Annotated in this window: 12 protein-coding genes; 5 read left to right on the forward strand and 7 right to left on the reverse strand. The window is 41.9% G+C overall.

Annotated elements, in window-relative coordinates; translation table 11 throughout:
* From dnaX to ACZW67_RS13085, 5 genes are all read right to left on the reverse strand, one after another.
* On the reverse strand, positions 1–1,470 hold a 1,470-nt coding region (dnaX, locus tag ACZW67_RS13065), incomplete at its 3' end, for a DNA polymerase III subunit gamma/tau (RefSeq protein ID WP_465183605.1).
* Between the two features lie 200 nt (positions 1,471–1,670).
* Positions 1,671–2,936, reverse strand: a complete 1,266-nt coding sequence (locus ACZW67_RS13070; protein ID WP_465183606.1) for a hypothetical protein — start codon at positions 2,934–2,936, stop codon at positions 1,671–1,673.
* Between the two features lie 115 nt (positions 2,937–3,051).
* Positions 3,052–4,599 carry a lysine--tRNA ligase gene (gene lysS / locus ACZW67_RS13075; protein ID WP_110923515.1) on the reverse strand — a complete coding sequence of 516 codons (1,548 nt, stop codon included), beginning with the start codon at positions 4,597–4,599 and terminating at the stop codon, positions 3,052–3,054.
* 192 nt (positions 4,600–4,791) lie between these two features.
* Complete coding sequence (gene prfA / locus ACZW67_RS13080; RefSeq protein WP_110923516.1) at positions 4,792–5,886, reverse strand: peptide chain release factor 1; 1,095 nt, start codon at positions 5,884–5,886, stop codon at positions 4,792–4,794.
* A 264-nt stretch (positions 5,887–6,150) separates the two neighbouring features.
* On the reverse strand, positions 6,151–7,296 hold the full coding sequence (locus ACZW67_RS13085; protein WP_465183607.1) for a beta-ketoacyl-ACP synthase III: 1,146 nt from the start codon (positions 7,294–7,296) through the stop codon (positions 6,151–6,153).
* Between the two features lie 278 nt (positions 7,297–7,574).
* On the opposite strand from ACZW67_RS13085, the gene pnuC reads away from it, so the two are divergent.
* The 4 genes from pnuC (at position 7,575) to creD (ending at position 11,179) form a co-directional block, all read left to right on the forward strand.
* Positions 7,575–8,339 carry a nicotinamide riboside transporter PnuC gene (pnuC, locus tag ACZW67_RS13090; protein WP_465183608.1) on the forward strand — a complete coding sequence of 255 codons (765 nt, stop codon included), beginning with the start codon at positions 7,575–7,577 and terminating at the stop codon, positions 8,337–8,339.
* Positions 8,278–8,889: an AAA family ATPase gene (locus tag ACZW67_RS13095; protein ID WP_465183609.1), complete on the forward strand. Its 612-nt coding sequence runs from the start codon at positions 8,278–8,280 to the stop codon at positions 8,887–8,889. Before pnuC ends, ACZW67_RS13095 begins: the two co-directional genes overlap by 62 nt.
* Positions 8,890–8,942: 53 nt before the next feature.
* A complete protein-coding gene (locus ACZW67_RS13100; protein ID WP_465183610.1) occupies positions 8,943–9,320 on the forward strand; it encodes a YqhA family protein in 378 nt (125 codons plus the stop codon).
* A 275-nt stretch (positions 9,321–9,595) separates the two neighbouring features.
* Complete coding sequence (creD, locus tag ACZW67_RS13105; RefSeq protein WP_465183611.1) at positions 9,596–11,179, forward strand: cell envelope integrity protein CreD; 1,584 nt, start codon at positions 9,596–9,598, stop codon at positions 11,177–11,179.
* Between the two features lie 102 nt (positions 11,180–11,281).
* Here creD and ACZW67_RS13110 read toward each other — a convergent pair whose 3' ends face one another.
* A complete protein-coding gene (locus tag ACZW67_RS13110) occupies positions 11,282–11,965 on the reverse strand; it encodes a DUF421 domain-containing protein (RefSeq protein ID WP_465183612.1) in 684 nt (227 codons plus the stop codon).
* A gap of 331 nt (positions 11,966–12,296) precedes the next feature.
* Between ACZW67_RS13110 and ACZW67_RS13115 the strand changes: the two genes are divergently transcribed.
* A complete protein-coding gene (locus tag ACZW67_RS13115; RefSeq protein WP_465183613.1) occupies positions 12,297–13,211 on the forward strand; it encodes a DMT family transporter in 915 nt (304 codons plus the stop codon).
* Positions 13,212–13,636: 425 nt separating this feature from the next.
* Here the strand turns inward: ACZW67_RS13115 and ACZW67_RS13120 are convergent, their stop codons facing one another.
* Positions 13,637–14,014, reverse strand: coding sequence for a hypothetical protein (locus ACZW67_RS13120; protein WP_465183614.1), 378 nt, complete (start codon positions 14,012–14,014; stop codon positions 13,637–13,639).
* Positions 14,015–14,258: the final 244 nt, after the last annotated feature.

The raw sequence follows: 14,258 nt of genomic DNA on the forward strand, positions 1-14,258 counted from the left end.
TGGTTCAGGCTCAACAACTGGTTCAGGCTCAACAACTGGTTCAGGCTCAACAACTGGTTCAGGCTCAACAACTGGTTCAGGCTCAACAACTGGTTCAGGCTCAACAACTGGTTTAGGCTCAACAACTGGTTCAGGCTCAACAACTGGTTCAGGCTCAACAACTGGTTCAGGCTGTGCTAGGTTTTCATCATAACTGCTGCTTTGGAGATCATCATAATCTTGTGCTTGATAATCCACATCATATGACTGTAATGGCAGTGCTGAAGCTTCATGCGTGACAGCACCTGTAGACGGTATAGAAGTAACTATTTCTACAGCTGATATTTCTGTAGAGGATACCTCACTGTCGTAAGTGTTGCTCAGTACTTCATCGACTGGCAACGGACGAAAGGCTAGTAAACGTAGAATACACATCTCAAGCGCTTGCATAGGTGTGCTAGCAAGCTTCACGCCTTCACGTGCTTGTACCACGATTTCATAGTAAAGTTGCAACACATCTGGACTAATATGCCGCGCCAGTACAGTAATATTCTGTGCCTGCGCTTCATTTACATTTAACGCGACTTCAGGTAATAACTGTGTCAATGCCAACTGGTGAAGTAGCTCAGCGAGCCCATCAAACATACTGGTGGCATCAACCATCTGTGCACGCATTTGCTCAATATGAGCAGCAACGGCAGACTTATCATGATTGTATATATCTGTAATTAAACTGACCAAATCAGCTGCATCAATCAGACCAAGCATCGCATTAACAGTGACATCATCTAACGCACCTTGACCAAAAGCGATCGCCTGATCGGTCAATGACAACGCATCACGTACTGAGCCTTTAGCAGCACTTGCCAACTGCCACAGTGCTGGCTGCGTATACCCAACTTGCTCTTGGGTAAGAATATTCGCCAAGTGTTCGCTTAGCAATGTCTGTGGCAGCGGACGCAGCACAAACTGTAAACAACGTGAGATAATAGTGATTGGTAGCTTTTGTGGATCGGTCGTCGCTAGCAAAAATTTTACGTGCTCAGGTGGCTCTTCTAACGTCTTGAGGAGTGCATTGAAGCTGTGTGTGGACAGCATATGCACTTCATCAATCAGATAAACCTTATAGCGACCCTGACTTGGCGCATAGGGTACGTTATCAAGCAGCTCACGTGTGTCTTCAACCTTAGTGCGAGACGCGGCATCAATTTCGATCAGATCAATAAACCGTCCTTGATCAATGGCCACACAATTATCACACACACCGCAAGGCGTACTGGTGATGCCCATATCGCAATTCAAACACTTGGACAAAATACGCGCAATCGTCGTTTTACCCACACCGCGCGTCCCAGTAAATAGATACGCATGATGCAGGCGGTTGTAATCAATCGCATTAATCAGCGCTTGCGAGACGTGCGTTTGCCCAATCAATTCATGAAAGTTTTTGGGGCGATATTTGCGAGCTAAAACTTGATATTGCTGCGTCATAGTAAATGCCAGTATAGATAATACAAGTAGTATAAATAGAGATAGCGAATTAGGTTCAGATTGAGGACACGCCCTAGAGTCTGTTCAATTTAATGTCAATACAAGAAAGGCGAGTAAAGGTACGACAAATCGCAACTCGTTTATCAAAATAATAATATCAGGCGAGCCTAACACTATTACTTTGATAGATATAAGGTTGGTTATAACTGTGCTTGAAGTTGTGCCAATCGTTCATGTAAGCGCTGGGTGCTTTCGTCAAGAAATGCGCCATTTTGATGGAAAACATCTAAGTAAACCTCAGTGTTTACGCTGTCCTCACAAGGTCTAAACTCTACACCAATCAAAAACAGTTCATCCATCACTGGCGTTTGCATTTGAGCATTGAGATCCGATAATAAATCTTGGTGAGACAGACGAACTTTCTCTACACTCAACGAGCTGCTATCATTTTGTGCATAAAACACCATAAGGTAATGACGGCCAAAGATATGATAAGAGTGCTCATGACGAACATACCCATTCCAGCATGATTCTTGGTCAACCGTCCTATGTGCTAATATTTTTTCTACTAGACAAGCATAGGTGTACATTGACTCATCTGCCAAGATATCGACCTGCGCGGTAGGCAACGATTGCCCCGCTTCACGATAACGCTTGAGCAAGCTATTGAATAGCTTATACCACATTCGAGTATTTTTTTGAATCTCGGCCATTAATGCAGTGGCAAATTCTGCCTGATTCGGTTCTACTGCTTTAAGTAAGCGTGGCTCGATTTGATCGATCAGCTCACCCTCAAGCAACTGCTCTTGAACCCTGATCGCTCGATAGTGAAAGTCAGGAGACTCTAGAAACTGTGCCAAGAGTGTCGATTCATTTTGAAACGATACAAAATTCGTCAACTGACCACGGTAAAAATCTAAAAACGTCGTCAGATCACTTGGCGCAGCCAATTGACTGAGTATAGTGGCGAAATTTCGATAACTAAATACTTGCAAGACCCTATGTTCATCATCCAAGTCCAAAACACAGTCTTCAGCAAAAAATTGACTACCATACTCATGATCAACATTATAAGAAGATGAGCCTCGTTTCTCGTCTTGTTGTTCAAAAGACAGTGACGTCAAACCAACAAAGTAAACATCTTTTTCAGCAGTTGATATACTGCCATTAGCCATCAACTTATCGTTCTTTTGATAAAGCTGAGTGTGACGTTTGATTAATTTGTTGACTGCCTTTTTTTTCCACTCACGAACTTTAGCATGATTAATTTCTTGCTTACTCACTTGCGTCATTACATCATTGACGATCAAGTAGATAGTGGCACTAGCAAACTCAAATACGAAATCATAACCCTGAAACTTCTCAGGGTCAGCGATTACTTTATCATCAGGTAGTTCATACAATGATAAAGAGAATTGTTGAATCATCTGTCGCCATAGTGAAGGCGATGCTTGCTGAGTACCCATAACGCTCCTATAAATGAAGTCTCATAAAAAAGCTTACACCCATTCTATCGAAATGAGCAAAAGATTTTTATACTTAGTTGAATATCGTTGTGGCTTAATAGCAAGCAAATCCGCTTTAGCCTTCGTGCTTGCGGCGCATGTGTGGGAACAAAATCACATCACGGATACTAGCAGAGTCAGTCAATAACATGACTAAACGGTCAATACCAATACCTTCGCCTGCTGTTGGTGGCAAACCGTAAGATAAGGCTTCAATGTACTCTTCATCGAAATGCATGGCTTCATCATCGCCCGCGTCTTTTTCAGCAACCTGACCGCGGAAGCGTTCGGCTTGGTCAGCAGGGTCATTAAGCTCACTAAAACCGTTGGCCAGTTCACGACCACCGACAAACAATTCAAAACGATCAGTAATCTCAGGATTATCATCACTACGGCGCGCTAGTGGTGAAGTCTCAGCTGGATATTCAGTAATAAACGTTGGTTGGCGTAATTGATGCTCAGCGGTTTCTTCAAAGATAATCGTCTGTAATTTACCCACACCAAAACCGTCTTTTACTTGCTGCTTAAGTACCGTTGAGGCGTACTCTGCTAGATATTCACGATCGTTGATGCGCGCCATATCGAAGTTTTCTGCATATTTTGCAATTGCATTAGACATAGACAGACGTTCAAATGGTGCTTTTAGGCTAATGGCTTCTTCTTGATAGGTGATTTCAGTGGTATCTAATATATCCAATGCCAATTCGTTAAATAAACGCTCAGTCAAATCCATCAAATCATGATAATCAGCATAAGCCTGATAGAACTCAATCATGGTGAATTCAGGATTGTGGCGAGTAGAGACACCTTCATTACGGAAGCTACGGTTAATCTCAAATACTCTCTCAAAACCACCAACAACCAAACGCTTTAAGTAAAGCTCAGGCGCAATACGCAGATACAGTGGCATATCTAACGCATTATGATGCGTCTCAAATGGACGCGCAACAGCACCGCCCGGAATAGGATGCATCATTGGCGTTTCAACTTCCATGAAGCGCTCATTCAACATAAACTTGCGGATACCGCTAACGACCTGACTACGGATCATGAAAGTATCACGAGTCGTCTCATTGGTCATCAAATCAAGGTGGCGATTGCGATAGCGAGCTTCTACGTCAGCCAAACCATGAAACTTGTTCGGCATTGGGCGTAGTGATTTAGTGAGAAGGTTGAACTCCTCAATATGTACGTATAAGTCACCTTTACCCGAGCGACCGATGTAGCCAGAGATACCAACGATATCACCCAAATCTAATGATTTGATAGAGGCAAGTGTTTCTGGATCTAACTCTTTGCGTGCAACATACAGCTGAATGCGACCCGTCATGTCTTGAATGACAATAAATGAGCCACGATTGAGCATCACACGCCCAGCAATATTAACCTGAGTCTTGTCGCCATTCGCAGCTTTTTCTTCAATCTCTTGCTTAGAGATGCCATCAAAATCAGCTTGTAAGTCTTTAGCATAATCAGTGCGCTTAAACTGATTGGGATAAGGCTGTTTACCAGAAGCCGTAATATCATCTAATTTGGCCTGTAATTGAGCAATCAGCTCATTGGCTTCTTCTAGTGTTGGGGCTTGTTCTTCTTGGGCTTGATTATTCTGGTTTTGCTTTGACATAACACTCTCAAATTTTGATAAGTTAAATTGTAGATTTGGAAAATTATATGGTTAATCTATACACCACAACCCTCTTGCTACACTGCTTTGAGTAATCTGGCGATAACCACAAGGTTTATCGTCAGCAGCATAGGTTTCAATTAAGTTTTGTCTACTGACTTTATGGTTATCGCTTTACTTACTACTAAAATCCTATTGATCACCGCCGCCGATACTCGCCATTAGATCTGCTTGATGCTCACGTAACAATGCATCAAGAATCTCATCCAAGTCACCTTCCATAATAGAGTCGAGCTTGTACAAGGTAAGGTTAATACGGTGATCAGTCATGCGACCTTGTGGAAAATTATAGGTACGGATACGCTCTGAGCGATCACCACTACCGACCAAGTCACGACGTATAGAATCCGCCACATCGACCTGCGCTTGCACTTTGGCTTGTTGGATTTTTGAGACTAGCATCTTCATAGCATGCGCACGGTTTTTGTGCTGGCTACGCTCTTGCTGACACTCTACCACGGTACCCGTTGGAATGTGGGTTAAGCGTACGGCTGAGTCAGTCGTGTTAACGTGCTGACCACCTGCACCACTTGAGCGGAAAGTATCCATTTTTATGTCAGCAGGATTGATATCGACGGTATCATCAATCTCAACTTCTGGCATGACCGCAACCGTACAAGCTGATGTGTGAACACGACCTTGGCTCTCGGTTTCAGGGACACGCTGTACGCGGTGAGCGCCTGATTCAAACTTTAGGCGACCATATACACTATTGCCAGATACACGTGTGATGATTTCTTTATAACCGCCATGCTCACCCTCATTGGCTGACAGCACTTCCACCGTCCAACCTTGAGTTTGAGCGTACTTTTGATACATACGGAACAAATCACCAGAGAAAATCGCTGCTTCATCACCGCCTGTACCAGCTCGAATCTCCAAAAATGCTGGCACTTTGTCATTAGGATCTTTTGGTAGCATCATGACATTGAGTGCTTCTTCCATCTCCACGATGGTATCACGCGCGTTATCAATTTCTTCTTGCATCATCTCTTTCATGTCAGGATCTGAAGCATCGGCCAGCATAGCTTCTGCATCGGCCTGATCCGTTTCTGCCCCTACATAGTTCTGCCATAAAGTAGTGATATCCATCAAGTCGCTGTGCTCGACAGACAATTCACGGAATTTATTATTATCGCTGATGACACTAGGGTCTGATAATAAGGCGGTGACCTCTTCATAACGGTCTACCATCTGGTCTAAACGCAGGCGTAAGGATTCTTTCATAAAAGGACTTTTAATTGGATAAGAGGAATAAGAGAGTAATTATAGCAAATTTTTCACCTTAAATTAAAACCTCTGAGTAATCTTGTCGTTATTCTAAGCAATCTAGCCATTATATTGCTCAACATCTTCACTTATTCTGAAATACCCTCACCTTGTTTCATTATTCAGCTATTTGCAATATGTATGTCAAAACATTCAGACAAAAAAATAGCCAAGATTGCTCTTGGCTATTTTTATCGTTACAACAGCTATCTAATGACAGTATTAAACCTTACGAACCAATACTGAACCAATCGAGTAACCGGCACCGAATGAGCAAATAACACCCAAATCACCTGATGCTAGTTTATCTTTGTAGCGATGGAACACAATCATTGGACTGGCTGAACTGGTATTGGCAAACTCAGCGATGACGCTCGGCACAATGGCTTTATCAGCTCCTTTACCGACGACCGTACGTAGGATTAAATCCAGCATATTCGCATTGGCTTGATGTAACCACATCATCTTCACATCACTGGCTTGTAATTCGTTTTCAGTCAAATGCTCAGTGATAACCTCTGACACTTTCGGACAGACTTCACGGAATACTTTGCGACCATTTTGAAGGAACAGCTTGTCCGTCACTGGTGCTTTGATATCTGGGTACATTTCAGTCTGTGCGGCTAAATACTCTGAGCGATCCATAAAGCCATATTCGTTTTTGATGTTGGTCGAAAACTGTGTAAATAGCTTAGAGTTCAGAATCTCATAACCTTTTGGCGTATCTAAGTCTTCAACGATAGATGCTGTTGCGACATCACCAAAGATGAAGTGGCTGTCACGGTTACGCCAGTTAAGATGCGCTGAGGTAATCTCAACGTTGACCACAGCAATACGCTTGGCTAAGCCAGAAACGATAGAACCATGTGCTTGTGATAGACCAAACGTCGCTGCACTACACGCAACATTCATATCATAAGCAAAACCGCCAATCATACCAATCTCGTTTTGAATCTCGATGGCGACTGCTGGGTACGTACGCTGAAAGTTTGAGCACGCAAGGATAATACCATCCAAGTCATTGGCTTCTAATCCAGCATCAGCTAGCGCATCTCTTAATGCAGCGGCGCCCATCTCTGCCATAACAGACAGCTCTTCACCCAAATTGCGATAGGCAATCACTGGTGCCATGATTTCAGGGTTTAGAATACCGTCTTTTTCCATCACATAACGTGACTTTATTCCAGACACTTTTTCGATAAATGCGGCTGATGAAGGCTCGAGCGCCGTAACCGTCTCTGCAGCTATCTCATCAGCATGCTCTGTATTATAATTTTCAACATACTGGTTAAATGAATCAACTAACTCTTCATTACTGATGCTATAAGGTGGAATGTATAGGCCTGTGCCTGTGATACAAGTCGTCATGATAAGCTTCCTTGTCTACTACAATAGTGCTTAAAATAAGCATAAAGGTTGAAAAATAATAGCCATTTACTTTCGGTGAATGACTGTAAACTTAAAATCAGTGGCTTTATTATGCCTGAATATTATAATTTTTCTAATACTTTGTTACAAATAACCTGTTTGTTGCTAAAAACAAGCAAAGATTGCCGGAATTTTGCAGCAGCTACGTTATAATTGGCCCTATTTATACCTCCAAAACTCACCAAAATACATATACAAGCTAATATTTGGAAATGCTAATGGCAGAACTTCTCAACTGGTTATTTGGGCAATACGCTGACTACACCACTTTATTTATTGTTCTCGAATTGATTGCTGTGATTTTTGGCGTAGCAAGTGTCATTCTCGCCAGCAAAACCAATGTTCTGGTCTTTCCTATTGGACTGGTAAGTACTGCTATATTTGTTTATTTATTGTGGAAATGGCAGCTATTCGGCGATATGTTCATCAATGCTTATTACAGTATCATGAGCATCTATGGATGGATTAACTGGTCAAAAAACAAAGACAGCAAAAAACAGCCAGAACAACTGACTCCCACTAGCCAGCAGCAAAATGTGTCGTCAAAAGACAGTGATGCTCAGAGTAGCATTCAGGTTGAACGCTTGAGCACGACAGATATCCCCATATTGGTCACACTAGCCACGGCGACTGTCGCCTTTGTCGCTACCGTTTATTACTTCCGTCCAGTGATTAATAATGGTTTTAGCTTCGATGGTGCCGTCCTCGGTCTGAATTTATTTACCTGGGTAGACTATACTGACATGCTAACCACTGCGCTGTTCTTAATGGCGATGTGGCTCATGGCAAGACGTAAAATTGAGCACTGGTTACTGTGGATCGTAGCCGATGCTATCTCTGTACCTTTATATTTCTATAAAGGTTTTACCTTTACCGCACTACAGTATGTGGTTTTCACCCTCATCGCAATCTGGGCTTATTATGAATGGCAACGACGCTATCGCACACAACATCGCAGACAATCTCAGACAGCGTACGCCTAAATCGGTCACTAAAATTGCGGTGTTAGGTGCAGAAAGCACGGGCAAAACTACCTTATGTCGTGATTTGGCAGCGCATTTTAATAGCCCTTGGGTACCAGAATACATGCGCACGTATCTACAAGCTAAATGGGATAATGAACAACTGACTTGTACGTGGGATGACTTACTCCCTATCGCACAGGGTCAGATAGCGTTAGAAAATGAACTCGCCACACAAGCGGCTGAAACAGAAGAAGGTAACCATTATCTATTTTGTGATACCAGTCTGTTTGAGTTAATGGCGTATTCCAACTGGTATTATGATGACTGCCCTGCAGCACTGACTCAGGCCGCATTGACGCATCATTATGATTTAATCCTATTAACCGAAGTGGATATCCCGTGGGTCGCTGATGATTTACGAGATAGCCCAAATCAGCGTGATGAAATCAGTGCGTATTTTGCAAGCCAGCTGACCCATTATCAAAAGCAGTTTCATCGTATCGGTGGTAATAGAGAGCAACGAGTGCAACAAGTGGCTAGACAAATTTCTCAAATACACTCTATCTGACGTCACACATATATGACTTACAGCTTTATTTTTAAGAACCTTACGAGACATCCATGCTAAAAAATATCGAATATTACTTAGAAATAACCATATTTAATAGCCGCTGGATACTCGCGCCTTTTTATCTAGGATTGGTTTTAGGCATTGTTTTGTTATTTATCAAATTTATCCAAAAGCTTTGGGGTATGTTTGCAGATATTCTTGTCGCTTCTGAAGCCAGCGTAATCGTAGACATACTGGTCTTGGTAGATATTTCGCTGGTTGCTAGCTTACTACTCATCATCATATTCAGTGGTTACGAAATTTTCGTTTCTAAAATCGATACCAATGACCATGATGATCGACCTAACTGGATGGGCAAAGTAGATTTTTCTGGTTTAAAGCTAAAGTCATTGGTGCTATCGTCGCCATTTCTGCAATTGATCTTTTAAAGTCATTTATGGACATCACAAGTGACATGAGCTAAGGTGATGCAGAAAAGCTCATGTGGAAAGTCATTATTCACATGACATTCGTCCTGTCAGGCTTACTATTTGCCATTATGGATAAAGTCGTTGGCGATACCAAAAAACACTAGCGCTTATTTTTCCACACACTCTCCACTGTTCTTACATATTTTTTCTTCATCCCTCCTCTATCCTTTTCTTTAAACCTGCTGACTGTTATATCAACAGTTTTGGACTAAAGATTTATATGAGGAGCTTCCATGCAAAAGACATTACTGATTAAATTATCTATCATCGCGGGGCTGTGCGTTCTGTTTGCCATTGGTCTCAACATGATTGGCTCGGTCATCTATGAGAGGCAAAGTTATTCAGAGTCGGTTATCAGAGAGATCGCTCAACAGCACGTCAACCCGCAAGAAGTCATTACACCCTTTATTGCCATTCCTACCACGGTCACACCTGAATGTGAGATTAAAGGGTCCGAAGCAATCAGTAACTGCGCCGCATCCTACTCAAAAATTGAAACCGTTTTTGCCAATCAAACCCAAGCAGCTCAAGATCTTGAGGTAAACACGGACACCTATAAGCGCGGTGTTTATCATGCGACCAGTTATAACGGTGCGCTGAAATTTGACCAAAACTATACTTTTGATTCAACTCTAATTAGCTCAAACGAGCCTAATAATACCGATAACAAAGCATCAGATTCAGTCGATACCGCTACAAACCCATTTATCAATAAAATAAAACCTGAAAAAACCATCATTCACTGGAATAAAGCCAAATTAATTATTCCTGTATCAGACCTACGCGGTGTAGCGACACTACCGACAGTGACCATTGATAAAAAATCAATACAAGCAACATATCCACAGACACCTATGCTGAAAGAGCTAACCTATGTAGAGGTGGCCATTCCTCAAGATTTATTGAATCGTCCAGCGAAGCCTGTTGCTAGCCCGCAGGATAACGAAACATTATCTGGTACAGACTTGACCAATCAGCCATCCGATACCGAAAGTACTCAAGCGATTAGTATCATAGTAGATTTACCTTTAGCAGGTATTAGCAATTTAAATACGGTGCCTACTGGGCAGAACTTTAGCCTAACCATGCGCAGTAACTGGCATGCGCCCAACTTCATTGGCAAAGCCCTTCCAAATGCCAAAAAGTTCACCACAAAAGGTTTTGAAGCCAATTGGCAGAATCAATATTTAACCGTCACCAACAACCAATATTTATCACACTGTCTTGGCAGCGCTAATAATGAATGCGCTGTTACGAGTCAAGCCAGCCTTGATACTAGCAGTCAGTCGATGTCTCGCAATGACTTGATTGCAGTAGAAGGTGGTGCAATGCCTGATAGTATGCGCCTCAGCAGCTTTGGGGTTAGTTTTGCCGAACCCAATGATGTGTATTTACAAACTCAACGAACCATGAAATATGCGCTGCTATTAATCTTAGTATCGTTTGGCACTTTCTTCTTATTCGAGGTGATTAAATCAAGCCGTATTCACCCGATTCAATATCTATTGGTTGGTTGTGCGCTATTTGTCTTTTATGTGTTATTGCTACCACTTGCTGAGCAGATAGTGTTTTGGAAAGCGTATGCCATTGCGGCCAGTGCCTGTGTCGGACTCATTGGCTGGTATACCTACTACGTGTTCGGTGGCGTAAAACGAGCAGCGATATTTACCGTCACACTCGCAGGATTGTACGCATCGTTTTTTGGCATTCTCACCACAGAAGACATGAACTTATTGCTTGGTGCCGTATTCTGCTTTGTACTGCTCGCTTGCGTGATGGTCATGACTCGTAAAATTGACTGGTATAAAGTCGCCTAAGTTCATCAAAATATCTAGAAAGGCTGACATCTTAAACAATTGAAATTTGGGTTGTTCCTATCTGTGTACTAGGTCTGCATAAAAATACAGAGAACAGCCCAATCACCTCACAATTTCGCTATTTAATGCTATTGCCCAGTTTCGACAGTCATCCTCACAGCGTATACACAGCTGATGAGCGTCAGAGATAGTGTCAATATAGCCACAATGCATACAAGCATAATAACCTCCTGACTCTACTTGCTCGACTGGCTGGTACTGCTTGGGAAATAGTGGCATGCCATAGCCTGTGTTTTCGGGTGGGTATAATAAGATACTAAAGTTTCCATCTGTTTCCAGAAGCCCCGTACGCACTTGACCCAAATGCTCAACGCCTTGTTGACGCATTTCAGCAAAAAACTCATCATGCGACATCTTGCACTTTTTAATCTTTTCGAGTACCAATAATCCATCTTCGACAATGTATAGCGACTTACCCTCTAGTAAATCTTCGAACGGCTGAAACTTCATCATGGCCCACGTACACAATCGATAAAGGAAAATGACCGAGCCCATAATTAGCACTGCCTGAATAATCGGCAGATCTTCGGTAAACATTGGATCACCTGCGATAGAGCCCAGTGATAAAATGATGGTTAACTCAAAGATTGATAACTGACGGACGCCGCGCTTGCCCGTAAAGCGTAAAAATAAAATAATGAGCACAAACATGACGGTGACACGTACTAATATTTCAAGTGCAAATGCCCACGTTGTGTCATAAATAAAAATACCTGCCCAATCCATGTTATCGTTTCCTGCGTATCTTTTTTATTTGATTGATTGATTAGTTGATTGAAACTATTGAAAGGTTGCCGATAGTAATTTTGACCACTTATTTCACTCATAAGCCTTATCATCAATGCAACTATCGTTATTCTAATTTAAAAGAGACTTTTTGTCGCAAGTACGACAAAATATCGTTCCTTGTGAGATAGCTATCAACTAGATTTTTAGAGTGCCAGCCCTCATTTCCGATAAACGATGATTGGCTGTTATAAAAACATATCTAAAAAATTAACGTTAAAATCATCTGCTCGCCTATTTCAAAATCAACTTATTCATAGTAGGAATTATTGTGAAAGCCACGCTTTATACTGTTATCGCATTGATCGCATTTGCCGCAAACTCTCTTTTTGGGAGAATGGCGCTAGCAGCAGGCTATATAGATGCATGGAGCTTTACCATTATTCGCTTGGTGAGTGCGGCTGTCTGTTTAGCTATTATCATGACGGTCTATACCTATCGATTACGACGTCAAGCGCTCAATCTAGGTAGCACCTCTTATGAGGCTATTTTGAATGATAAAGGCAGTTGGCTTAGTAGTGCAAGCTTGGTGATTTATGCACTTTGCTTTTCGATTGCCTATGTAGAACTAGACACGGGTACTGGCGCATTGATTTTGTTTTCAGCAGTTCAGCTCACGATGATTGGCTGGGGCATCTATAAAAAAGAACAATTAAGCATATTACAGTGGATCGCATTTATCGTCGCAGTGGTCGGATTTATTTATTTGATGCTACCGTCAGCAGCAGTACCTTCATTATTCGCAGCGGCACTCATGACAATAAGTGGTGTGGCTTGGGGCATCTATAGCATACGTGGCAAATCATGTGTATCACCGCTACGCGCTACTGGCTTTAACTTTATCCGGAGCCTTGTTGCTGTTCCTATCCTGTTACTAATCGGTATGATATATCTCGATGATATTGGCCTAGAAAACATCAATGTAAGTGATATCACCATCACAGGGATACTGTTGGCATGTGCATCAGGGGCGATCGCATCAGGTATGGGCTATAGCATTTGGTATATGGCAATGCCGCTGCTAAAAAACACCCAAGCAGCAGTGGTACAGCTCTGTGTACCTGTACTTGCAGCCATACTAGGCGTGGTGTTTTTATCTGAGCAATTGACCATGCAATTCGTCGTGGCAAGCGCTGTGATATTGGGTGCGGTGTTGGTATTTATTTTGAATAAAAAGAAAGTTTAGAAACACTAGGGTCTATTAGCCACATCTAGTCACAACATTTAAAGACATTCTGGAAAACTGTCTCTTTTGTTGTAAGAAAAAACCGAAAGACCCTAACATTATAAAAAAAGCAGCGACTTGCATAGTGGCCAACTGTCTATCAGTCATCCCAAGCCATATCATCAATGAGCATATTTATACATTGAATAGTATTAAAATGGCTAAATATCGTCAGAAATTTTGCCAATATGTTCATATTAATAATAACTATTTCCATGCTTATCTACAATTTTTCTCATTCTAAGTCTCACAATCTAACTGATGATACGCCGTAGCTAACGCGATCGTACATTTGGAATCCCTTAGTATAAAAACACAGCATTTGTATATAAATAGCATGCAATAGCTGCGCATAGATAACGGCTCCACTCTGCTGCCTGAATCTGTCATTCTTGATATTGCTGCTGCTCTGGCATCCAGTCGATATCGTAATCCATACTGATAGCGCGAAAATCACTCTCAACATTACCAGCATATCTTATTGCTATTAAATCTCCTTTTAACAGCTCTTGATAACCGACATTAAGATCGTCTAAGGTGCCGCGTAAATTCGGCAGCACGCGCTGGCCCCAAACAATATCAGGCTGACGATTGATGGGTCTACTACGATAATCGCTAGGTAAGTCCCCCATAAATAGCTCTAATGCTTGTTCAGCTGCCTCTAGCATACGAGCAAAGGCATCACGCATCTCTTTAAAGTAGGCAGGTGAACTATAGCGCTCTAACAAATAAATCTCTTGCGGTCGTATTATGTAATTATCCATAGGATGGTTGGCATTCCTTTATAGTCACTCCACTATAAAAATATTACTGCGTTAACCTTGCTTGAAGTATTTAATATACATCTACACTCAGTTGCCTTGTACTACCTTTAAATTGAATCGACTATCTCTCTATTTCCTACCATCACTTTTTGGGTTGTAACGGCTCTATATTTGGTATTTAACTCGATAGTCAAAAGCCACTGATTTTCATATAAAAGCTAACAATAGTTAATTTTTATACAAT

The sequence above is a fragment of the Psychrobacter sp. TPE 89C genome, assembly GCF_055522395.1.